The organism is Gammaproteobacteria bacterium (assembly GCA_009845905.1).
GTDB lineage: Bacteria > Pseudomonadota > Gammaproteobacteria > Steroidobacterales > Foliamicaceae > Foliamicus.
The window spans coordinates 521,057-544,733 of sequence record VXYS01000004.1; the positions used below are offsets into that span (position 1 = coordinate 521,057).

General features: G+C 62.8%; 18 protein-coding genes. 8 read left to right on the plus strand and 10 right to left on the minus strand.

Annotation, left to right across the window (positions count from 1 at the left end):
• Positions 1–30: 30 nt before the first annotated feature.
• The 3 genes from F4036_03865 to F4036_03875 all read right to left on the minus strand — a co-directional run bounded on the left by F4036_03865 (position 31) and on the right by F4036_03875 (position 2,720).
• A complete protein-coding gene (locus tag F4036_03865) occupies positions 31–810 on the minus strand; it encodes an SDR family oxidoreductase (GenBank protein MYK36879.1) in 780 nt (259 codons plus the stop codon).
• Between the two features lie 133 nt (positions 811–943).
• Positions 944–1,828 (minus strand): carbohydrate ABC transporter permease, encoded by an 885-nt coding sequence (locus tag F4036_03870; protein MYK36880.1) that lies wholly within the window; start codon positions 1,826–1,828, stop codon positions 944–946.
• A complete protein-coding gene (locus F4036_03875) occupies positions 1,821–2,720 on the minus strand; it encodes a sugar ABC transporter permease (protein MYK36881.1) in 900 nt (299 codons plus the stop codon). Before F4036_03875 ends, F4036_03870 begins: the two co-directional genes overlap by 8 nt.
• A 317-nt stretch (positions 2,721–3,037) precedes the next feature.
• On the opposite strand from F4036_03875, the gene F4036_03880 reads away from it, so the two are divergent.
• Complete coding sequence (locus F4036_03880; GenBank protein ID MYK36882.1) at positions 3,038–5,719, plus strand: TonB-dependent receptor; 2,682 nt, start codon at positions 3,038–3,040, stop codon at positions 5,717–5,719.
• A gap of 66 nt (positions 5,720–5,785) precedes the next feature.
• Here the strand turns inward: F4036_03880 and F4036_03885 are convergent, their stop codons facing one another.
• Positions 5,786–7,114: an alpha-L-fucosidase gene (locus tag F4036_03885; GenBank protein MYK36883.1), complete on the minus strand. Its 1,329-nt coding sequence runs from the start codon at positions 7,112–7,114 to the stop codon at positions 5,786–5,788.
• 262 nt (positions 7,115–7,376) lie between these two features.
• On the opposite strand from F4036_03885, the gene F4036_03890 reads away from it, so the two are divergent.
• From F4036_03890 to F4036_03915, 6 genes are read left to right on the plus strand one after another with little or no spacing between them, the layout of a single operon-like run.
• Positions 7,377–10,160, plus strand: a complete 2,784-nt coding sequence (locus F4036_03890; GenBank protein ID MYK36884.1) for a hypothetical protein — start codon at positions 7,377–7,379, stop codon at positions 10,158–10,160.
• A 55-nt stretch (positions 10,161–10,215) separates the two neighbouring features.
• Positions 10,216–11,646 carry a sulfatase gene (locus F4036_03895; GenBank protein MYK36885.1) on the plus strand — a complete coding sequence of 477 codons (1,431 nt, stop codon included), beginning with the start codon at positions 10,216–10,218 and terminating at the stop codon, positions 11,644–11,646.
• A 12-nt stretch (positions 11,647–11,658) separates the two neighbouring features.
• The gene (locus F4036_03900; GenBank protein ID MYK36886.1) at positions 11,659–13,368 is read left to right on the plus strand and encodes a carboxylesterase/lipase family protein; all 1,710 of its coding nucleotides are present in this window, start codon (positions 11,659–11,661) and stop codon (positions 13,366–13,368) included.
• Positions 13,369–13,391: 23 nt separating this feature from the next.
• Positions 13,392–14,225 carry a phosphoenolpyruvate hydrolase family protein gene (locus tag F4036_03905; protein ID MYK36887.1) on the plus strand — a complete coding sequence of 278 codons (834 nt, stop codon included), beginning with the start codon at positions 13,392–13,394 and terminating at the stop codon, positions 14,223–14,225.
• Between the two features lie 32 nt (positions 14,226–14,257).
• On the plus strand, positions 14,258–15,499 hold the full coding sequence (locus F4036_03910; protein ID MYK36888.1) for a cupin domain-containing protein: 1,242 nt from the start codon (positions 14,258–14,260) through the stop codon (positions 15,497–15,499).
• Positions 15,475–16,386: a DUF1080 domain-containing protein gene (locus F4036_03915; protein ID MYK36889.1), complete on the plus strand. Its 912-nt coding sequence runs from the start codon at positions 15,475–15,477 to the stop codon at positions 16,384–16,386. The genes F4036_03910 and F4036_03915 overlap by 25 nt, the downstream gene beginning before the upstream one ends.
• A 41-nt stretch (positions 16,387–16,427) precedes the next feature.
• Here the strand turns inward: F4036_03915 and F4036_03920 are convergent, their stop codons facing one another.
• Positions 16,428–17,294, minus strand: coding sequence for a hypothetical protein (locus F4036_03920; GenBank protein MYK36890.1), 867 nt, complete (start codon positions 17,292–17,294; stop codon positions 16,428–16,430).
• 41 nt (positions 17,295–17,335) lie between these two features.
• Positions 17,336–18,529: a UPF0261 family protein gene (locus F4036_03925; GenBank protein ID MYK36891.1), complete on the minus strand. Its 1,194-nt coding sequence runs from the start codon at positions 18,527–18,529 to the stop codon at positions 17,336–17,338.
• A 196-nt stretch (positions 18,530–18,725) separates the two neighbouring features.
• On the opposite strand from F4036_03925, the gene F4036_03930 reads away from it, so the two are divergent.
• Positions 18,726–19,013: a HigA family addiction module antidote protein gene (locus F4036_03930; protein ID MYK36892.1), complete on the plus strand. Its 288-nt coding sequence runs from the start codon at positions 18,726–18,728 to the stop codon at positions 19,011–19,013.
• 40 nt (positions 19,014–19,053) lie between these two features.
• Here F4036_03930 and F4036_03935 read toward each other — a convergent pair whose 3' ends face one another.
• The 4 genes from F4036_03935 to F4036_03950 are packed head-to-tail and all read right to left on the minus strand — an operon-like array spanning position 19,054 to position 23,613.
• Positions 19,054–19,866, minus strand: coding sequence for an alpha/beta hydrolase (locus F4036_03935; protein MYK36893.1), 813 nt, complete (start codon positions 19,864–19,866; stop codon positions 19,054–19,056).
• Between the two features lie 2 nt (positions 19,867–19,868).
• The gene (locus tag F4036_03940; protein MYK36894.1) at positions 19,869–20,471 is read right to left on the minus strand and encodes an OsmC family protein; all 603 of its coding nucleotides are present in this window, start codon (positions 20,469–20,471) and stop codon (positions 19,869–19,871) included.
• Between the two features lie 12 nt (positions 20,472–20,483).
• Entirely contained in the window at positions 20,484–21,296 is an 813-nt protein-coding gene (locus tag F4036_03945) for an alpha/beta hydrolase (protein MYK36895.1), read from the minus strand.
• A 58-nt stretch (positions 21,297–21,354) separates the two neighbouring features.
• On the minus strand, positions 21,355–23,613 hold the full coding sequence (locus tag F4036_03950) for a TonB-dependent receptor (protein ID MYK36896.1): 2,259 nt from the start codon (positions 23,611–23,613) through the stop codon (positions 21,355–21,357).
• Positions 23,614–23,677: the final 64 nt, after the last annotated feature.

Sequence of the window (23,677 nt, forward strand, 5' to 3'; positions counted from 1 at the left end):
TCTTTCCCCTGCACCCTCGCCACGACTCCCTCAACTGGCGATGTAGCCGCCATCCGTCGCGATCAGGTTGCCCGTCACCATGCTGCTGGCGTCCGAGGCAAGAAAGAGTATCGCGCCCACGACCTCCTCCGGCTGCGCCCTGCGGCCCATCGGCACTCGCCGCAGGCGTTCCGCGAAATACTCCGGCTCCCGAGCTTCTTCCTGCTGGTTTTGCGGCGTATCCACGGATCCGGGTGCAATCGAATTGACCCGCACGTTGTACGGCGCCCACTCGACCCCCAGGCTGCGGGACATCTGACCCAGTCCCGCCTTGCTGACCTGGTAACCCACGCTGCCCGGCCATCCGACGGCAGCGGCGCAGGAAGCGATATTGATGATCGAACCCTTTCTCCGCGCAATCATCCCGGGCGCCACCGCCCTGGCGCACAGAAAGCTGCCGCGCGTATTGATGTGTATGACCTTCCGCCACAGTTCCAGCGGATAGTCCCTGGCCACGCCGCGTGCGCCTATACCGGCGCAATTGACGAGCACATCCACGTGGCCGGACACGCTTTCGGCTGTTTCCGCCATCTGAGCAACCTGCTCCTGGTCCGAAATGTCGGCCACTGCGCCGGTCACGCGGTAACCCTCGGCCCGCATTGCGGCCACGGCCTCGTCCAGGCCGCCGGAATTCACGTCCGCGGCCACGACCTGGGCGCCGGCGTCGGCAAGCCCGTAGGCGGCGCGCAGGCCCATGCCGCTGGCTGCGCCGGTCACCAGCGCCACCCGGTCATCGAGCCTGAAAAGATCAGTGGAGTATTGGCCCGCCATGCGTCAGAAACTGCTCCTTACAGCGCCAACTTTTACAGTATATCTGTTCACTTGCAGCAACTTAAGAGTATGGCCGACTCCTGTCAAGCAGGACGGCCGCCCACGGTTGAGACGATCAGTTGCACCGAACGCCTCACGATTTCACGGCGCCTGAGGTGAGGCCCGAGATGACGTGCCGCTGCGCGGCCAGGAACACAACGATCATCGGCAGCATGGTGAGCGTCACGAAGGCGCAGATCATCTGCCAGTCCGATCCCCGCTCATCGGTATAGTCCATCAGGCCCAGCGGCCATGTAAAGAGTTCGGGAGTGCTCAGAAGGACCATCGGCAAAAAGTAGGTGTTCCAGCTTGCCACGAAGTTTATGATCGCAACGGTTGCGATGATCGGCCCCGACAGCGGCAATACGATCTCCCAGTAGAACCGGAAGTAGCCGCAACCGTCCACGAAGGCCGCGTCGAACAGCTCCCCGGGCAGGTTTCTGAAGTAATTGGCGAACAGGACCACGGCCACCGAAATGCCGCCGGCAACCTTGGGCAGCACCAGACCGATATGGCTGTCCATGAGCCCCAGGTCGCGAACGAGGATGAAGAGCGGAAGAATGGCCGTTGCGGTGGGAAACATCAGGCCCATGACCACGTACCCGAGCAGGAACTTCGAGCCGAAGAAGCGCAGTTGCGAAAACGCGAACGCGGCCATGGACGCGACCAGGATCGTGAACACGACCGCAAGGAAGGCCACCACCAGCGAATTCCTGAGCATGACCCAGTAATCCGCGCTCAGCAGGATGTCTCCGTAATTGCTCCAGACCCAGGTGCTGGGCAGGCCCAGCGGATTGACCCTTAAGTCCCCCAGCGTCTTGAAGCCTCCGAGCACGGTCGCCACCAGCGGCACCAGCACGACCAGCGCGAACACGGAGAGCACCGCATAGACCAGCACGCGGCCCACATCGACGCGGCGGTCCGGTGCGCGCCCTGCCGCTGCGGGATCCCGGACGGTAATCGGATTCCCTTCAGGCATATCGGCCGCTCAACTTCCGGTAGGTCGCAGAGAACGCCAGGGTGATGAAGAAGATGACCACGCCGATGGCGGAGCCGAATCCGATCCGCATGCTCGCGATGCCGTCGGCGTACAGGTAGTGCACCATGGTTGAGGTGGACCGGGAGGGTCCGCCTGTGGTCATGGCCATGATCATGTCGAAGGCCTGGATGGAACTGATCACCACGAAGAACCCGGAAAGCGCGATGGTGGGGGCCAGCAACGGGATGGTGATTCTCGTCAGCTTCTGGAACGGGCCCGCGCCGTCGATCTCGGCGGCCTCATAGAGCGAATGGTCGATCTGCTGCAGTCCGGCCACGAACAGGATGAGGTGGAAGCCGAAGCTCTTCCACACCATCACCACCGCCACCGCCGTAAGCGCCAGTTGCGGATTGGCCAGCACATAGGCTTCGTCCAGTCCGAACAGGCTGATTTCCGAAAGCACTCCGTAGTCTCCGTCGAGCAGGTAGCGCCAGATCAGACCGGCGGTCAGGTCGGCGAGCACGTACGGCAGGAAGAAAATCAGCCGGAACGTGATCGCGAACGGGATCCTGCGGGCGATCACCACCGACAGCCCGAGCGCGACGGGCACCACCGTGGCCATCATGAAGACAATCAGGTAGAGATTGTTGCCGAAGGCCTTCCAGAACAGGGGATCGTTCAGAACGCTGACGAAATTGCGAAATCCGGTGAAATCGGTGGGCCAGCCGAATCCGTTCCAGTCAAAGAAACTGAACATCGCGGCCTGCGCCACGGGCCAGACCATGAAAACGGTGTAGATGAGCAGGCCGGGGCAAAGAAACAGCGTGACCAGCGCGGCGGTCGACCGCTGCGGAATCCCCGGCGCGAACGGGCCTGTAACTGCTGTTTTCATTTGAATTGCATCAAGACGGTAGTGTCTCCTGCGCTTGAAGACAAGATTCCCAGACTTCAGAACCGCTTTCGCGCCGGGAAAGGGAAAATCCCGCCCGTGTTTGAATACTACTGCAATCGAACATCTTTCTTGGAACAGAGCGGCTCGTCGCGGACCGTGATAATTCTAGTAAATCGATACTATTGCAAAAAGTTTGCATTCCTGATATAAGAGGGTATCGCGGATACGGGGACGATCAGGATGAATCTGCCGCGGACTCCGCTCGGGGCCGGTTGACAGCGAGCCGGCGAGGCGATTTTCAGGGAGTTCAGACAACCATGAGCACACCATATGTAGCGAACAAATTGCAATCTGTTTGGATGATTGCCATTGCAGCGGGACTTGCATTCGGCGCGGGAACCGCAGCGGCCCAGTCCGATTCCGACGACGAGGCCATCGAAGAGATCGTGGTGACCGGCATCCGCGGATCACTGCAGCGGTCGCTCGAGGCAAAGCGAAACGCAGACCAGGTCATCGACAGCATTTCCGCGGAAGACATCGGCAAGTTCCCGGACGAAAACGTGGCCGAATCACTGCAGCGGGTGACCGGCGTGCAGATCGATCGAAGCGGCCGCGCTTTCGGTGAAGGCAGTTTCATCAGTATCCGCGGTCTGGGACCGGACACCAGCCGGACGTTTGTCAACGGTCGGGCAGTCCTTGCTACCGGCTTCGGCGAGCGCGGCGTGGACTTTCGCAATCTGCCCTCCGAATTCGTCTCCTCCCTGAGTGTCGTCAAGTCTTCGGCCGCCAGCGATATCGACGGCTCGCTGAGCGGTCATGTCGACGTGACAACCGCCATGCCCTTCGACAACGGCGGTGGATTTCGCGCCGCGGCGAGCGCTCAACTGGTCTATGCCGACCTGCTTGACGAGAACCTGCCCAGGATTACGGGATCGATCAGCAATACCTCAGCGGACGGAACCATGGGCATCATGCTGACCGCACACTACGAGGAACGCGACAACCGGCAGGACGGCTTCACCACGGACGGGTTCGACTGCGTGGACGCCACCTACAACGCACGCTGTTCCGGAGGCCAGCAATTCTGGCGCCCGCGGGCATCCCGATATGAACTCTGGGTGGTGCCCTCGGAAAGGACGGGCGCCACCGCAGCAGTTCAGTGGCGGCCTAACGACAACTTTGAATTGAAGGGCGACCTGCTCTACAACAGTCGCAAGGAAGTTTCAACGCAGGTGTCCATGGTCGGACTGACCCGCCTCGGCGGTGGCCGGACACTGGACGCCTCGACGGTCCAGACCACCTCCAGCGGAACCATTATCGGGGCGAGTATTGTTCCGGGCACCAGCTTCATGAACATATTCAACCTCTTCCTCTCCACCGACGCGCACGTGATGATGGGCGGCCTGAACGGCACATGGACCTCGGGTCCCTGGACTTTCGAAGGCGACCTGGGGTATTCCGAATCCGAATCGGGCGGAGATTTCGACCATACCGGAATCCGCCACCGCGGTCTGGTGATCGGCACCGACCTTGCGTCCGGGGTGCCGTCTTCCATGCCGCTGGGCGATTTCGTAGCCAATCCCACTTCAACCGACGGCTGGCAGGCGTGGCGCGTGCGCCGATCGAAGACCTCCAACGAGCAGGACGACACGCAATACCGGTTCAGCGCCTCCTTCGAATTCGACGACAACGACTTTATCGATGACGTGGAAGCGGGCATTCGTTACGCGGACGCCGAGTACTTTGCCGGAGTTTTCGGCGCCAGGGCGCGCAGCAATTTCATCAATTTCTCGCTCACCCCGCTGGACCAGCATTTCACCGATCCGAACAGCGCGGTTCACACGACCGCCGCCCACCTCGGCGTCAGCGACTACGGTGACCAGATGCCGGGACAGCAGGTCGGTAACCTCATTTTCCCGAACAAGGACGTTCTCAATCGCGAGTTCCTGCCGCCCCAGCACGATTTCCTGCCCAACGCGCCGGACACCGCGCTGATCGGAGAATCAACGACGGCGTTGTATGTGCAGATGAATTTCTCCAACGGACCCTTGTCCGGCAACGTCGGTGTTCGCTGGGTGGAGACCGAAATTATCGCCGACGCGGAAGGCGTGACGCCCGATCCCGCGGCTACGGTGCGGGATGCCTTTACCGGGCAGGGCTATCTGCTGCCCCAGATCCACCTGGAGAATTCCTATAGCGACGTCCTGCCCAGCCTGAACGTGCGCTGGGAGGTCCGGGACGACCTGATTGTCCGATTCGGCGCGTCGAAGACCCTGTTCCGCGCGGAGGCGGATGAACTTGCGCCTCGCGGAACGGTCAATCCAAGCCAGCTTACGGTCAGGGGAGGCAACGCATTCCTTGATCCGTTCCGCTCCACCAATATCAACCTGGCGCTGGAATACTACTTCGGCGACAACAGCGGGGTCTCCGCCACGGTGTTCCATATGGACATCGAATCGTTCTTCAGTTCCGGCCTGACAGGTGAAAAAGCCATGGTGCCGGGATTTCCCGAGGAATTCGATATCGTCGGGCCGATAAACGGTTCGGGCGGAAAGCTCCGGGGGCTTGAACTGGGCTTCCAGCAGGCCTGGGACAATGGATTCGGCGTTGTCGCCAACCTTACCCTGATCGATGACGACACGGAAAATACCAACTCGTTCACGGGGGATCGCGTCGGTCTGGAGCGTATTTCCGAGAGTTCCTACAACCTGATCGGGTTCTACGAAGCCAATCGCATCAGCGCCCGGCTCGCCTACAACTACCGCGACGACTTCCTGCAGCGCACCAACGGGAACGGAGGGCTGCCGCGGTATGTCGAAGGCTACGGACAACTGGACGGACGTATCGCCTACGACCTCTTTGACAACTGGCAGGTGTCGTTCGAGGCAAAGAACATCACCGGCGAGGATGTGCAGAGTTACCTTGGAATACCGGAAAGAATCCGCGACTATTTCAATTTCGGGCGCCGCTACTTCTTCGGTGTCCGCACCACTTTCTAGCCCATATCCCGTCCCCTTGGGCTGACGGCCTCGCAGCAACGCGAGGCCGTCCTTTATTTCGGTCGCCTACTTGAGAACGAGTTCGATGACCGGCACTTCAACCGGCGGTTTTGCGGGCGGGAGCTGCAGGACAAGAATGTCGTGCGGCAAGTCGTCCTGGTCCAGGCCCTGCAGCCCTTCGCCTTCTCCGAGCACGCGCCTGCCGGGCGGCAGCCAGGTGATTTCGCTGGCGTCGTTCAGCAGTTGCGCATAGGCGACCTTGCCTCCCAGGCCCTCAATGTAAAGGTGCTTGTAGGGCCAGCTGAACAGATGCACATAAACCCGATTGCCGTTCTGCGTAAGCCGGCAGTCCTTCGGCGCCTGGAAGGGGGACCTCCCGCATCCGTATATGGAACGCGCGTGCAGTTCCATCCAGTCGGCATACGTGTCAAGCGCCGCCATGGTCCGTTGGTCCAGGATGCCCCGTCCCGTCGGGCCGACGTTCATCATCAAATTGCCGCCCATGGAGACCATGTCGACCAGAACCCGAATCAGTTGATGCGGACTCTTCCAGTTTTGCTCGTCGCGGTTGTAGCTCCACCGCTCGGACATGGTGAAAGCCGACTCGAAATCGACCGGCCGGCCCTTTCGCAGGGGCGCTTCATGAGGCACGAAACACTCGGGCGTGTAGAAGTCGGCTTCAATATCCAGCAGATCCAGCCGGTTGTTCACAATCGCGTTCGGCTGCAGCTCCCGCACGAGCGCGAGCAGCCCTTCGCTGTCCCAGTAATCGCGCCCCTTGCCGGACACGCCCCGATGCGTCGCCCGCGGATAGCTGAAATCCGGGAAGAAATGGCTGATTTCGCCGTACTGAGTCAGCAGTTCCGTGACCTGGGCCTTCATGAACGCCTGGTAGCGCGCAACGTCGCACTTCGCGTTGTAGCCTTCAAGGTCTTCGATGTTGCGCAGGGGATGAAAGGGGTCGATCGCGAAATCCCTGTGGCTCCAGTCGATCAGGGAGTAGTAGAGGCCCACCTTCAGGCCCTCCGTGCGGCAGGCTTCGACAAATGGACCGATGAGGTCCCTGCCGTAGGGTGTGTTGCTTACGTTGAAATCGGTTTCCCCGGTCGGCCAGAGGCAAAAGCCATCGTGGTGCTTGGAGGTCAGTGTCATGTGGGTCATGCCGGCGCGCCGGGCGCGCCGGGCCCAGTCCCCAGGGGCATAGAGGTCGGGGTTGAACTGATTGAAGTACTTCAGAATGTGCTCGTGGGGCAATTCCTGCCGGCTCCGGTGCCAGGCGCCTTGCGTGTGGAGCGAGTAGAGACCGAAATGAATGATCATTCCGAAACGGTCATGAATGAACCAGTTCTTCCTCTCGGAATCCGGCTTCAGTAAGGATAGATTTGTGGCGGACATGAGTGATCTCCGGAATATCCTGCGTAGCGATGGTGCCGTCGGGCGCTCGGCAAAGAAACGGCAGGCCCGGTTCCCCGGTCGATGCCGGTGCGGGCCATTCTATAGAAATGCCCGTGAAGAGCCGCCGCCTTCCATTTTTCGACCGGAGACGCGCTGGCATTACGCGTCCGGACGGTCGCGCTTGCCCGCGCCTTCCAAACTTATTAGAGTAAAGTAAGTTTAGCGCAATTTTGCTGATTGGTTCGAGGACCCGCGGTTGCCCATGATTACCCGGCGCACCATGCTGAAGGCAGGAATCGGCGCTGCGCTGCCGGCCCTTTCACTGACGCGGCCCGCCGCGGTACTCGCAGGTCCCTTCCCCGCGGAGCTGCGAAGTGTGCCGCTGGACAAGAAACTCAGCCGGGAATGGCTTGACCGCCTTTCCGAACGGGGAACGGCGCGAGTCTATCGGACCTGGGACGAACAGCGGTACGTCGGCATGCCGATCGGCGGAATCGGCGCCGGCACGGTGTACCTGGGAGGCGACGGGAAGCTATGGTGCTGGGATATTTTCAATCAGGCCCATGAAGGCGTGGTGCCCTCCACCCTGAAGCCGGGCAAGCATACGAATCTGCGCGGCGGCCGGCTAAGGGAGAGAGACGGGGCCAATTTCCTCGAACCTCCCACACAGGCGGACAGCCCCTGGCGTTTTGAACAGGGATTCGCGCTGGTTATCCGCCGGAACGGCTCGGAGGCAAGATTTCCGCTGGACCATACCGGTTTCAGCGATATCGCCTTCACCGCTACCGCCCCCACGGCGCATGTTCGCTACCGATCCGGCCCGGACAGCATCCAGGTCGATCTTGAGGCCATGACGCCCTTTGTTCCGCTGGAGGCCGATCACTCCTCGTGGCCAGCGGTCCTGCTTCGCTATCGCATCCGCAATACCGGCTCCGAAAGTCTCGAGGGCCGGATCGAAGGATGGTTCGAGAACCCGGCGCTTCGCTACAACGCCCATCGAAATGACGCTCCGCTGGAAAACCGTGTCTTCCGCCTGGAAAACGGTATCGGCGTGCTGGGCCGCGTTCTCACCGGAAGCCAGCTAACGGAGCGAGATCAGCCCCCGATCGAGGACCTCACGGACTTCGGGTCCTTTGCGCTTGCCTGCAGCGATCCTCAGGCCCGCGCCGCCACGTATGCGTTCCTGCAACGCGACGGCGGCGAAGGATCCAAAGCCGAGCCCTATCAGTCGCACCCCTGGTCCCCGGCGATAGCGGGCCTGTCCAGCCGGTTCAACCTGACCGTGGGAGATTCTCACGACTGCGATTTCGTCGTCGCCTGGCATTTCCCCAACCTCCGTCTTCAGGCCAGGACCTGGGACAGCAATCAGCGCGCCTTCCCGCAGGCCAGGGCCAGGCGCTGGTATGTGAACCGTTTCGGCAATGCGGCGGACGCCGCCCGGAGCCTGGCCGAGGACAGACTCCAACTCCGCCAGGCTACCGTGCGCTGGCGGGATACCTGGTACGACAGCACCCTGCCCCACTGGCTTCTGGAACGTTGCTTCAACTCGGTCAACGCGTTGCAGACAAACACCTCGATCCGATTCGAGGACGGCCGGTTCTGGGGCTGGGAGGGCGTGGGATGCTGCCCCGGCACCTGCACGCATGTCTGGCACTATGCGCAGGCGGTCGCCCGGCTGTTCCCTTCACTAGAGCGCGATTTGAGGGAACGCACCGATTACGGCATCGCTTTCCGCGCCGACGGCGGGGTCCGTTCGCGCGCCGAATTCGAAGATTCGATCGCCATTGACGGACAAGCCGGTGTGGTCCTGCGCACCTTGCGCGAGCACCAGATGAGCGCGGACGACGGTTTCCTGAACCGCGTCTGGCCGAATACCCGAAAGGCGATCGAATTCCTGATCGCCGCGGATGCCCGCGACGGACGGGTGGACGGAATCCCGGGCGGTGAACAGTCCAACACGTTGGATGCGAGCTGGTACGGAAAGGTGCCGGCCTTCGCGTCGCTGTACGTTGCGGCGCTGGCGGCCGGCGAGCGCATGGCCGAAACCGTGGGCGACGATGATTTCGCCCGCAGCTGCCGCGCCATCGCCGATCAGGGACGCAGAGGCATCGCCGCTCTTTTTCGCACCGAATTCGGCTATTTCGTCCAGGAGGAAGATCCTTCACTACCCGGCGAGATCGGGATCGGCGATGGCTGCCATATCGACCAGGTGATCGGCCAGTGGTGGGCGTTTCAGTTGCGACTGGGCCGCCTTTTCGACGGCGGCATAATTCGCCGGGCCCTGGCCCGCATCTGGGACCATAACTTCTGCCCGGACGTGGGCCGCTACCAGGCCTCGATCAAAGACCCGCGTCACCGCGGCAACCCCTATGCGCTGGTGGGCGATGCGGGCGTGCTCACATGCACCTGGCCCAATGGCGGCCCGCCCGAGACGTGGAAGGACAACTGGCAGTTCGCTTATTTCAATACCTGCTTTCAGGGCCTCGAATACCAGCTCGCAGGGCACATGATCTGGGAGAGCGACGCGCAGCCGGACCTTCTGGAGAAGGGTCTGGCGATAACGCGGGCCGTGCATGATCGCTATCGGCCAAAGGCAAGAAATCCCTACAACGAGATCGAGTGCTCGGACCACTACTCCCGCGCCATGTCGGCGTACGGGATATTCCTGGCCTTGTGCGGATACGAGATTGACGGCCCCCGGCAGCATATCGGCTTCAAGCCCCGCCTTGCGCAGGACGGCAATTTCAAGGCGGCGTTCACGGCGCCCGAGGGTTGGGGCAGCTTCGAACAACGGCGCGCCGGAGCCGCGCTGGCCGTGCGGCTGACTGTCAACCACGGCACGCTCAAGCTGCGAACCATGGCGCTGCGCACACGTTCCAATGAGACTGTCGCTAGCGTAGTCACATCAATGGGCCATGCAACGGTAAGCAGCAATGGCCAGGATTGCCTGGTGCGCTTCGACATGCCCATTCGATTGTCGGCCGGCGATACCCTGGAATTGCGCATCCAGTCGTCCGCGCTTGTCGGCGCCTCCCAAACTTATTAGAGTAGTGCAGGTTTAGCGCAATTGTGCTGATCGGTTCGAGGACCCGCGGTTGCCCATGATTACCCGGCGCACAATGCTGAAAGCAGGAATCGGCGCTGCGCTGCCGGCCCTGGCGGCGCCTCGCGCGTGGTCCGGACCGCCGCCGAACATCGTTCTGATACTCGCCGACGACCTGGGTTACGGCGATGTCGGCACGTTCGGCTCGCCGAACATCCGAACGCCCCGCATAGACGCACTCGCCGCCGAGGGGCTGAAGCTGACCTGCATGTATGCGGAGCCGTTCTGCGGCCCCGCGCGCGCGGCGATGATGACCGGCTGCTACCCGATACGCGTGGCCGAACCCGGCAATACGAAGAGCCGCCACACGGTGCTTCACGACCGTGAGATCACGCTTGCCGAGGTCCTGCGGCCGGCCGGGTATACCAGCGCAATGATCGGCAAATGGGGGCTGGGCGGCCACTCGAACAACCGCTGGAAAGCCGAACTTCTGCCGCCGTCGCAGGGATTCGACGTTCACTTCGGCACGCCCGCGAGCAACGACTGGCCCGAGGATATCGTCCTGCTGCGCGACGGGCGGATGATCGAAAAGGCGCCCGATCAGGCGGCGCTGCCGAAGCGTTATGCCGACGAAACCATCGAATTCATCAGGAGCAGCGCGGACAAGCCGTTCTTCGTGTACTTCTGCCCGAACATGCCCCATGTCGCGCTGGATGCATCCGCAGAATTCCGCGGAGGATCGCCCCGCGGACTCTACGGCGACACCATCGAGGAACTGGATTTCCATGTCGGCCGGATCGTCGACGAGGTCGCGCGGCTGGGCCTGGCGGACAACACCTACGTCGTGTTTACCAGCGACAATGGCCCCTGGATCGTCAAGCGCGAAGACGGCGGTTCGGCGGGCCCATTCCGCAGCGGCAAGGCGTCCGCCTGGGAAGGAGGGTTCCGCGTACCCTGCGTAATCTGGGCCCCCGGCAGGATCGCACCCGGTCGAACCAGTTCCGAGATCATGGGGTTGCAGGATTTCTTCCCCACTTTCGCCGCCTTGGCGAACGCGGCGATTCCCTCGGACCGGGTCATTGACGGGCTGGACAGCAGCGGTTTCATCAACGGCGATTCCGAGCGCAGCCTGCGCAATGACTTTGCCTACTTCCTGTGGACCCATCTCCAGGCCGTGCGGCAGGGCAGGTGGAAGCTCCATCTTCCGCGCCCCCGGGACCCCGATTGGGTGGCGCCGCTGACGCCGTCGGATCATATAGACCCCGAAGACGCGGCGGCGATCGAAAGTCCCATGCTTTTTGATCTCAGGAGCGACTTCGGCGAACGCTACGACCTGTCCCGGGAGCATCCGGACATCGTGGCCAATCTGCTCGGTTTCGCCGAGTCCGTTCGCGCGGACATGGGCGATTACGATCGCCTGGGACGCAATGTCCGCCTCTTCGATCCTCTCGATAAGCGCCCGGACGCACCGATGCGCGTTCCCTACTGATCCCCCATTGCGATGCCCCCCAGGCAGGCTCATCAGCAAAGCAAAGGCGCAGGTTTCAGCCGCCGGGAAGTCGTTGCGGCCGCCGTCGCGGCGCCGCTGGCCGCGACGGCCGCACCAGGTGGCGCCGATGCCGCCTTCGATCCACCGAATCGCGCCGCCGGGCAGCTCCGCACCAATCCCGCCGCGGTCGAGACGACCGCCGGAAAGCTCCGGGGATACGAGAGCGGCGGCGTGGCCATCTACAAGGGCGTGCCCTACGCGGACCCGCCGGTGGGCAATTTCCGCTTTGCCCGGGCCCCGGCCCTGACACCCTGGACCGGGATCCGCCGGGCATTGAACTACGGCCCGGTATGCCCCGTGATCCCGGAGGACAGCCGCGACCGCGCCCACGACGTGTTCCGGTTTCTCGCACCGAACGGACAGCCCAGCGATGCGATGGAAGACTGTTTGCGCCTGAACATCTGGACCCCGGTCGCCCGCGAAACCAGGAGGCCCGTGATGGTGTGGCTGCACCCCGGGGGCTTTCGCAGGGGCAGCAGCCAGGAATTCCTGAGTTGCGACGGGGAAAACCTCGCCCGGCGCCGGAACGTGGTGGTGGTGAGCCTCAATCACCGCATCGACGCGCTGGGATACACGGATTTCTATACCGATATGGGTGAATCGTTCTCCGAGTCGCCGGCCGCCGGAATCCTGGACCTGGTCGACGCGCTGAAATGGCTGCGCGCCAACATCGAGAGATTTGGCGGTGACGCCGACAACATCACCCTCTTCGGCCAGTCCGGAGGCGGTTACAAGATCAGCGTCCTGCTGGCCATGCCCGAGGCGTCCGGATTGTTTCACCGGGCGGTCATTCAAAGCGGTGCACGTCTTGAGGTGCACGACCAGGAAACCGCATCCAGGCTCACCCGGGAAATCCTGCGCGTCCTCGATCTGCCGCCCGGCGCGGGATCGGTGCGCAGGCTCAGGGAACTGTCGGTCGGAGAGTTCCTGCGGGCCGCGAAGGCGGCAAGCGACGCGGTCCGGGTGCAAGGGATCGAGACGTCCCGCTGGGCGGGGCGCTCCTGGCGCTACCAGCCCACCGCGGGGACGCCGTTTCTTCCTCACCAGCCCGGCTCGACCGCGGCCATGTCCGAAGCCGCGAACATTCCGCTCATCTGCGGCAGCACGCGCAACGAAATCTCGCCCAGCGGAAACAATCCGCATCTTGAGGGATTGTCCTGGTCGGGACTGAAGGAAGAGCTGGAACCGGAACTGCACGGCCGGACGGATGCCGCCATCGAGGCGGCGCGAAAGACCGATGCCGAATGGCGGCCGGTCGATGTGCTGTCGGTGCTTTTGACCCGCAGGTTCCGGCTGTCCGCCGTCGAGTATTGCAACCGCGCCAGCGCCGTACAGGACCGCAGGGTATTCAACTACCTGTTCGACTGGCGCACCGACCTGTTCGACGGGCGCCCGCGCGCCTACCACACCAGCGATATCGCCTTCGTGTTCGCCAACACGGAGAGGGTTGCCGAACAGACCGGCGGCGGGGAGCGGCCACGCGCACTGTCCGAGTTGATGACCCGTTACTGGTCGCAGTTCGCTGCGGGGGGCGACCCGAATGCTCCGGGATTGCCAGATTGGCCACAGTACGGCGCCGCTACCAGACCCACCATGATTTTCGACGATGTCAGCGGGGTCCGTAACAATCCGGATGCGGAAATCGTCGACCTGTTTCTGTAGGCGGCAGCGAAGGAGGATTGCATATGTCGATTGCGCGAAAAGAAATTGTCGCAAGGCTGCAAGGGCAGATCAGCGCCGGCAGGCCGATTGTCGGCTGCGGCGCCGGAACGGGGATCTCGGCAAAGTTTGCGGAGGCCGGCGGCGCCGATCTGATCATCATCTACAACTCCGGGCGCTACCGCATGGCCGGCCGGGGTTCGCTGGCGGGCCTGATGCCGTATGGGGATGCCAACGCGATCGTGGTCGAAATGGCGGCCGAAGTGCTTACCGTGGTGCGGGACACGCCCGTGCTGGCCGGCGTCTGCGGCACGGACCCGTTCAGGAACATGCCGCTGTTCCTGCGCCAGCTCAAGGACATGGGGTTTGCCGGCGTTCAGAACTTCCCCACGGTGGGGCTGATAGACGGCAACTTCCGGGCCAACCTGGAAGGCACCGGAATGGGGTATGACAAGGAAGTGGAAATGATCTCGCAGGCCCATGACCTGGACCTGTTCACTTCGCCGTACGTTTTCAATGCCGATGAAGCCCGGGCGATGACCGAAGCGGGCGCCGACCAGCTGGTGGCGCATCTCGGCCTCACCACGGCGGGAAGCATCGGCGCCACTGTGGCGAGCACGCTGGAAGATTCCGTACGCAAAGTCATGGAAATCGCGGTAGCCGGCCGAAGCGTGCGAGAAGACGTCATTGTGATCGCGCACGGAGGACCGCTGGACGAGCCTGACGCCGTCGGCGCCGCCCTGCGCATGCTTCCCGGAATCAATGGGTTTTTCGGCGCTTCCAGCATCGAAAGGCTGCCTACCGAGCGGGCCATCTCCGGCCAGGTCGAGGCCTTCAAGAATCTCCCTCTGGCCGATTGACCCCCCAACCCTACAAAACAAAGGAAACAACTATGTCATTCATCAAGCACTTCAGGATCGCGCTATCCCTCGTGTTGCTGGTCCCGTTCGCGCCCGGGTTTGCCGAAGACAATCAAACCAGGATCGTAATCCTTGGCGCAAGAACCAGTCAGGGGCATGGCGTACATGAGTTCTTCTCGGGCGTACGCGCGCTGGAAACCATGATCACGGAATCCGGCTCGTTTGAAAAAGGGACGGAACTCCACGTCGAGGCCTTTCCGTTCGGATGGACCGAAGAAACGTCTCTGGACGGGGCGACAACGCTGGTGATGTACTTCGACGGCCGGCGGGAAAACCCTCTTCAGGACGCTGCCGTACGCTCCGCGGTCAGCCGCTTCGTGTCCGATGGGGGGTCGCTGGTGTCGGTCCATCATGCGGCCTTCACCGATGACGAGGCGCTGCGCCCCTCGCTCAAGAGCTGGTTCGGCGGCACCCTCCCCGCCGACGGCGGGCTGGCGCATGCGTTTTTCTCGGTAAGCGCCACGGAAAACGATCATCCCGCAGGCCGGGGCGTCGGGAAAATCGCTTACGTTGACGAAGCCTATCCGCCGCTGGACTTCGACAATGAATCCGGCCGGGTACGGCCAGTTGTAACCGGAAAGATCGTGCCCCTCTCAGGCGCGGCGAATGCAAAAGCGCCGGAGCCGCGCCAGGGAGTGGCCGCCTGGGCCTACGAACGGGCCGATGGCGGACGCTCGTTTACCTTTACGGGCGGCAACGAACTGTCCGCTTTCGACGTGCCGAGGGTACGCACCCTGCTGCTGAATGGAATCGCCTGGGCAAGCCGCGTCGAGATTCCGGAAACAGGCGTACCAACGCGCGCCGACCCGGCGCTCGCGGCGAAATTGCTCAATCCACGGCATGGAAAAGACCCGTTCACGGTGTCCGCAATGATGACGGCCGAGGAATACTCCGTGATGCAACTCGATTGGGGGCGAATCGACTGGCACGTCACGGGGCCCATGGGCAATACGGATGTTCTTACTACCGGAATCGCTATCGTCGACGTCGGCAAATCCAACCCCAGGCACTACCATCCCAATTGCGATGAAGTGCTGCATGTGGTCGAGGGCCATATCCTGCACACGATGGACGACGTCACGGTGGAGATGAAGGCCGGAGATACGGTCAGCATTCCCAAGGGCGTCTATCACAACGCAACGAACATCGGCGATACCAAGGCTGTGCTCGCCATCAGCTTCGACTCGGCGTGGCGGGAAGTCATCGGCGAATAGCCGTGCACGACGACCGCCGGCGTGTCCGCTCCCGTTCCGGCCGCCTGCCGGGGCCATCCGGTTTCTTCCTTTTTCCGGGCGCGCTATTGCTGGCCTTCCTCCTGGCCTGGCCGGCGGCGGGCCGGCCGGAGCCGAAATCTGCTACGAAGGAACCCGCGGACCCCGGAGAAATCTCTCTGTTCGACGGCAAGTCCCTCGATGGCTGGTCGGGCGACAGCCGGTACTGGTCCGTGATCGACGGCGCGATCACGGGCCGCACGGACATCCCGCTCGAGGAAAACACCTACCTGATTCGGGAAGGGACGTTTTCCGATTTCGAAGCCCGGCTCAAGTACCGCTTTCTTACCGAAATCGGCAATTCCGGCCTGCAATACCGGGGCCGCGGGATAGAAGGAAAACCGTTTGTCGTTCGCGGCTACCAGGCAAACATCGTGACCACGCACGCAGACCGGACCTTTGCCATGCTGTGGGAGGACGAGGCGCGTGAACTGCTTGCGCTGTACGGGGAAACGGTCGAAATCTTCGCCGCCGCGAACCCGTCAGGGGAAACCTTCGAGCGACGGGTCACCGGCACAGTGAACTCAAAGGCCGAAATCATGGCCGCTGCAAGACACTATCCCGAGTGGAACGAACACATCGTGATCGCCTACGGCAACCGCCTCATTCACGCGCTCAATGGCATGGTGACGCTGGAGGCAATCGACAACGACGAGGCCAGCCGCTCGCTGGCGGGCGCTTTTGCGCTGCAGATACACCGGGACATGGCCATGGCAGTGCAATTCAAGGACATCACGGTCCGGGAACTCAAGACGGAGCCGGACATTGCGCAGCGGTTCGTCCGCCGGCACACGACACGGCACGCGAATTCATCCGACGCATCTCCCTGAAGGCGTGGGCATCCTGCCGCTGAGCATTCAGGAGGTCCCGGTCAGTCCCCGACACCGTACGTGGACTTGAGATGCCGAATGACGGATGCCAGCTCCGCATCGGACAAGGGTCTTTCCCAGAACAGCATGCGCGCGATTTCGCCGTTGAACGCTTCCTTGCCTGGATGATCCAGAGCCTCCCGTTCCTGTCCGATCGCCAGTTTTGACGGGTCGGCTTCCGGGACGACCACAAACGTGTCCCTGTCCACCGCCGTGGGCTGATCGACGAACAGTTCCGCCATCACGGCGCCCCTGCCCGCCCCCAGGCGGCCCGCCACGACGTGGAAACGGCCTTCCTCGAGCCTCGGCCCCGTGAGCTTGGGGTTGTCCCGGTTCCACGTTCCGAACGACCTGGAATTGCGGGGGTTCATGCTCACCGCATTGTCGTCGTCGAATCCCGCCCATACGCCCTCGAACTCGGGGCCGTTCTTGAGATTTCCGAAGAAAGCGTTGACGTCCTTGTAGGGGGCGCGCGTGGGAACCTGCCGGTGGCCGGCGATCACCGCCGCCCAGGTAAACCCGCTGCCCGTGGTCAGATGATCCAGCGCATCCTCGGCGCTGTTGACCAGTTCGTCCTCGTCGAAGACGATGGCGTGATGCCCGTTGAGTTCCGCCACGGGCCCGCGAAGAGCGGGCCTGCCGCCGGGACGGAAGTTGCGGAAATAAATGATCTTCCCGCCCTTCACCTGGTTGCCCCATGCGGACACTTCGCCCATCCTGTGGCCCTCGCCGGCCAGGTCGGGGCGGGTTTCCAGCGTCACGTCCCGGTCCGCGTCCAGGTCCACCAGCAGTCCCGCTGCCGGGATGGCGCCGTTACCGGCTTCCCGCAGCGACGGCTCCTGGCCGCCCGTAACGGTGCAGGCCGTCAACAGCAGGGCCAGCAGGCAGGCGCAGGCGCGGGCGAGGGTTCTTATCCCAGGGACCGAAATTGGCGCAGCGCCTCCCGGGTAAACACGTCGTCGTTGATGTGTGCGTCCACCTCGACCAGTTTGCGGTTCGGCGCGTTTGTCCAGCCGGTGCGTATCGAGTCGAACAAAGCCTCGTCGGCCTCCGGGTCATGGAACGGCTGATCCTCCTTGTCTATCGCGGAAACCCCCTTGAGCGGGAGCAGAAAACGCACGGGCCCTGTCATCCGATTGACTCTTCCCACGATCCATGCGCCGATGGCCTCGTTCTCCTCGGCAGTCGTGCGCATCAGGGTGATCTGCGGGTTGTGAACATGAAGCCGCCTCGATTGAAATTTCTCCGGTACCGTCTCGCGGGCGCCGAAATTGACCATATCGACAGCGCCCACCGACCCCACGTACGGGACCCCGGTGCGGATCACCGCGCCGAAGCGGTCCGGCGTGCAGGGAAGAACGCCGCCCACCAGGTAATCGCACACCTCGGTCGTTGTGATGTCGAAGACGCCCCCCAGCAAGCCCGAATCGACGAGTTTTTCCATCGACTGGCCGCCGGTCCCCGTAGCATGGAAGACGAAGCACTCGAAATCCGCCTCCAGCGCCGAGCGTATGGCCGTGATGCACGGCGTCGTCACCCCGAACATCGTAAAACCGAGTGCGGGTCGCGCGGATTCGCCAGATTCCACACTGTTGAGCGCCATCCCGGCCGCTGCGTACGCCGCGTTGGCGATGACCTGCCGGGATATGGCGTTCAGGCCTGCAATATCCACGACCGAGTACATCATCGCGATATCGTTGGGACCCACGTAAGCCGATACATCGCCGGAAGCCATGGTCGAGACCATGATCTTCGGCACCCCCACGGGAAGCGCGCGCATGGCCGCCGTTACGATGGCGGTGTTGCCCGACCCGCCGAGCCCGAGCACGGCGCCGATGTCGTCGCGGGACACCAGGTAGTTGGACAATGCCTCGCCCATCGCCGCGACGGCTGTGCCCCGATCTGACTGGCCCAGCACCGCGGATTCGCCGCCCGGGTGACATCGGGCGACGTCCCCGGCGGGAACGTCCGCGGCATCCGATGGGGACCCTGTCGAAACGTCCACCAGAAGTGCGGCTGCTCCGGCTGACTGCAGGCATTCGCCCGCGTACGTAAGTTCCGCTTCCTTAGTGTCAAAGGTGCCAATTACATAGACTTTGGCCATGGTTCACTGCGTTCCGGCTGAAGGATTCCGGCACCCGAAATTCCAAACGCTCCCCGCCCACAAATTATATCGTTCCGGCCACAGGCTGCTACTGCCAGACATTGCGGCCATTAACCCAATGCGTTAATTTCCGGGCGCGCGGCGATTCGGGGCGCAATGGAAATTGAAGTGACGGACTATTAGTGAGGGACGGATCATGAACGGCGTAGACGCGATTCATCCAGGTGAACACCTGGCCGAGATTCTTGGCGAACTCGGAATCAGCCAGTATCGCCTGGCAAAAGCCATTGCTGCGCCCCCGCGGCGGATCAATGAAATTGTGCACGGGCGACGGTCCATTACGGCGGACACTGCCCTGCGTATCGGACGGGCGCTGAACATGACGCCGGAATACTGGCTCAACCTGCAGAAGATCTACGATCTCGACCGGGCCCGCGCAGGCAGCAATCTGGACCAGATCGAACCACTGGCGGCGGCCGGCTGAAGGGCGAACCTCGCTGCCTTGCAGCGAAGCGCTTTGCGGTTCAGGCGGGCAGGCGTGAGTCGAGGAAGCGGGTGACGGCGGCGTTGAACTGCGCCGGGAACTCCAGGAACATCATGTGGGCGCCGAGCACACACAATTCGATCTGCGGCGCGTTGGTTTCGATCCAGCGCCGGGCGGCTTGCCCATGCTCTTCCTTGACGACGTGCAGCACCGGCAGGCGGGCCGCTGCCTCCCTGGCAACCTCCGAGTAGTCGCTGCGATTCACTTCCCGCAGCAACAGCGAGGCGGCGGGTTGCGGGGTGCTCATGGAGCTGGCGACGAATTCCTCGACAAACGCCGCGTCGGCGGGCGGGTTGAGAAACATGGTCGGCGCGGCCATTCTTGCGAACTCCTCCCTTTGCGGCGAGGCCATGAACTGCTCGAATTGCGCCAGTTGCTCGCGGGAGTTGATACCCCACTCGGAGGGCGTTTCCCAGGCCGCTTTGGGTGGTTGGTCGATATTGACAAACGCGCTGACGTTCCCGTATCCGAACTGCTCGAAATAGGAGTAGGCGGTGCAGGCGCCGGCCGACCAGCCGAGCAGCACGACATCCTTGAGTTCCAGCTCGTCCAGGAACGCCGCCAAGTCCGCCCCGTGCTGCCGGTAATCGTGTCCGGTTTCAGTCCGGGTCGACTTTCCGTGGCTGCGCGGGTCGTACGCAATCGCCCGAAAATCCACCGACAGCGGCCCGAGGTTCTCCCTGAAAGCTCCCGTATCCATGGTCCAGCCCGGAATGAACACCAGGGGCCGGCCCTGCCCCTGGGACACATAGTGAATCGTCAGTTCGTCGGAAATCCTGGCAAAGCCATGCATGTCTACTCGGCGCTGTCCCGGGCATCGATCTCGACGCCGTTATACACGAGTCGCGTTGACCAGGGGATGGGATTGCGCAGCGCATGGTGGGCCATGCACGAGCTCTCGGCTTCCTCCAGCAGGGCCTGGATCCTTTCCGGCGGCTCGGGGCTGTCGATGATCACGTGCGTCTCAACCTTTTCGGTCTCGCCCGTGGTGCGGTGGCCGAGTTCGCGCATGGTCCCCAGCGTGGTCATGAACCGCACCCGCTGCTCCAGGCGCATCGACGTGACCTCGATCTTGCGCGTGTTGAGGATGTCGGTCATGTGCGTCATCAGGCAGAAGCCGATGCCGGCGGTGAAGAACGCCAGCGGCGGCGGAGCCTGGTCGTCGCCGACCGGGGGCTGCTCGTCGCAATACAGCGTGACCGGGCTGAAGCCGGGAATGTTCACCTGCACGGTGCCGGTCTTCTGCTGCTTGCCGTGCGCTTCGGCCACCATGTTGACCTCGAACCGCAGCGGCTCCGGAGGGCGGGACTTTCTGAAGGGCCCGGCCTCGAACTGTTCGGGAACCGGGGTCTGATCGGCCTGTTCGCCGACGAAATAGTGCTGGGAGTGAAATTTCATAACGCGGCAAGTCTAAGCGGGCAAGTGGGTATTCAGAAAACCGGAGACCACGGCATTGAACTCCTCCGGGTACTCCCAGAACATCATGTGCGCACCCAGTGCGTGAAGTTCGGCTGTCGGCGTGTTGGATTCGATCCAGTTCGCCGCGGATGCGGACGCGCGCTCGCTGACAATCTGCAGCACGGGCACTTGTTCGGCCACGTCCCGGGCGACCTGGGAATAATCGCAAAGATTGCCGTCGGCGAGCAGCAGCGCGGCGATGTGCGGCGCCGTGGCGAGCGAGCGGGATACGACCTCCGCGACGAACTCCTCGGCCGCGGGCTCGATGAGGAAGCCATGCGATGCCATCATTCGCACCATGGCCGAATGGTCCGGCGCGGTGACGCCGGCCTGCATTCGCCGCACATTCTCGCGCAGGTCGATGCCCCAGTCGGATTCGCTGTCCTTTACCGGCCGGGGCGACATGTCGATGCCGACAAAGGCGCTCACGTTGTCGCATCCGAACTGCTCGAAATAGGCATAGGCGGCCAGGGCGCCGGTTGACCAGCCGAGCAGCACCACCTCCTCAAGGCCGAGTTCGCGGATGAAGTCGGCCAAATCCTGCCCATGCTGGGTGTAGTGGTTGCCGCATTCAAGCCGGGATGACCGGCCCTGGCTGCGTGGGTCGTAGGCAATGGCCCGGAACCGTTGCGACAGGGGCGACAGGTTCCTGCTGAACGCTTCCAGCGTCATGGTCCAGCCGGGGATGAAGATGAGCGGTCGGCCCCGGCCCAGCGCTGCGTAATGAATTCTCAACTCGTCGGAGAGCTGCGCGTATCCGTGCATACGTGACCCCCTCGGCTTGAGACAGACGTCGCGAGAAGATGTTCGCCGCCGCCGGCCCTCAGAACCTCAGTCCCACGCGCACGCCCCAGGTTCTGGGCGGCGCATACGCGCGTTCGCACTGCTGGACCGGCACGCCCATCTGGCGAAAATCGAAGCACTCCATGTAGGTGGCCACGTCTTCGTCCTCGACATTGCGCACATAGGCCTCGGCGTACCAGTTCCGGCCCGCGGATTCGTAATAGAGGCTGAGGTCCGTCTTTGTGAACGACTCGCGCTTCTCGAAGTCCCGGTTCAGCACCGCCAGATAGGCTTCGGATTCGGCGTGGAACTGCAAGCGAGGGGTCAGGGTTCCGCCGTTGAACTGCCAGACCACCGGTTCCAGCATGATGGAGGCCGTGAATTCCGGCGCGCGGGTCAGTTGGTTGCCGCTGGCGTTCAGCGACTGGGAGCCCACGATCAGCGGGTCGTCGACGCCGGTGAAGTCGTCGAATTCGGTGCTGAGATAGCCGAAGGAGAACACGCCGCGCCCCGATTCTCCGAACAGCGCTTCGGCCTCCACCTCCAGGCCCCATACGGACGCATCCGATGCATTGACGGTCTGGTTGGTGATCGTTCCGGCTTCATTCGTGAATGTCTGGCCGAGCTGCAGGTCCTTGTAGTCGTAGGCGAAAGCGGCGATGTTGAACCGCGCCCGGCCGTTTTCGGTCGTCATCTTCCAGCCGCCCTCGATGGCCGTTACCGTCTCCGGGTTATAGACAACCAGCGGCGCGCCGGGCCGCGCCTGACTGCCGCGGTTGTAACCGCCCGCCTTGAAGCCCGTGCTTGCATAGGCATAAAGCATGGAATTCTCGGTCACGTCATAGTCGAACCCGAGTTTCCAGGTCGTTTCTTTCCACTCGGGGTTGGCGATCTGCGGGGCGAGGAAGAACGTGGGCCCGTTGGCGATCCCCACGGTCTGGAAGCTGCCGGTCGCCGTATCGGCAGTCATCCCCAGATCGCCCGCATGCCCGCCCTTGTCCTTCTCGTCACTGGTGTAGCGCAGTCCAGCGGTCCAGCGCAGCCGGTCGTTGACCTGGTAGGTGGTGTGGAGAAAGGCCGCGGCGCTCTCATTGGTGAGGCCCTGGTCGACAAAGCGCACCCGGAAGGTCGGCCCGAAAATGAAGTGCGTCAATCCCACCACGAAATCGCCGTCAATCTCCTCGTCCAGCAGATAGACCCCGGCGATGTACTGAAAGGCTCCGTCGCCGGTCGATGTCACCCGCGCTTCGTGGGTCCAGGTGGTCGATTCCGTCGTTTCCTGGACAAAGGACTGGATCGATGGCTCCGCCGTGAAATCGGCATCGGCCAGAAAGTCCCGCTCGTGATTGCGGTAGGCGGCCAGGTAGGTGAAATCCATGGCCGCTAAGCTGTGATTGAGTTCGAGACGGAAATTGCTGTCGCTGCTGTCGCGGTAGCCCTGCGTATCGATGGGGTTCACTCCTGCCGGATCGGATGACAAAAGGCCGGTGCTGTCGTTCGGAAACGTGGCGAACGAAGCCACGCCTCCCACTCCGCCGCGCTCGTAGGACTCGCCCGTGAGCAGAACCGACGTGTTCTCCCCGGCCTGGAAGGCTAGATGCACGCGCACGCCCAGCTCATCGGCGTCATCGCCGTCTTCCGAAGGCGCGTTCTCCCGGTAACCGTCGCGGTCGTTCGACATCACGGCGATGCGCGCCGCCGCCCGATCGGACAACGGCACATTGAGCACGCCGTTGAACCGGACCAGGCCGTAATCGCCGGCCGTGACCTCGGCCAGCCCGGCGAAAGCGTCGTAATCCGGCTTGCGCGTAACGACGTTCACGACCCCGGCGGTGCTGTTGCGCCCGTACAGCGTTCCCTGCGGTCCGCGCAGGACCTCGATCCGCTCAACGTCGTAGAAATACGCCTGCGGCCCGGAAAGCCGGGGCACGTAGCTGCCGTCCACGTGAAACGCGGTGGTCGGATCCGCCGCGTTGCGCACATCGGTACCGGAAACGCCGCGGATGGTAATGGACAGGCCGTCCCGATTGGTTTCCTCGCCAACATGCAGGTTGGGAACCACGTAGCCCAGCACGTTGGCGTCCTCACCGCCGGCCCGGGCAATCTCCTCGCCGGAAAATGCCGATACCGCCAGTGGCTCGCTTTGCAGCGTGGTTTCCCGCTTTTGCGCGGTAACCACGATTTCTTCGAGAACCTCCTGCGAAAGCGCGGTGGCCGACAGCAGCAATCCGCAGGCCAGCAGAATTGAGGTTGAGCGCACTGTCGGCGCTATCGTCACTATCGCACCCATTGCTTGCATACCTTCAGGAAAACGACTTCGTGATTCACTCCGGTGGAGGGATCCCACGAATACGCTATGACCT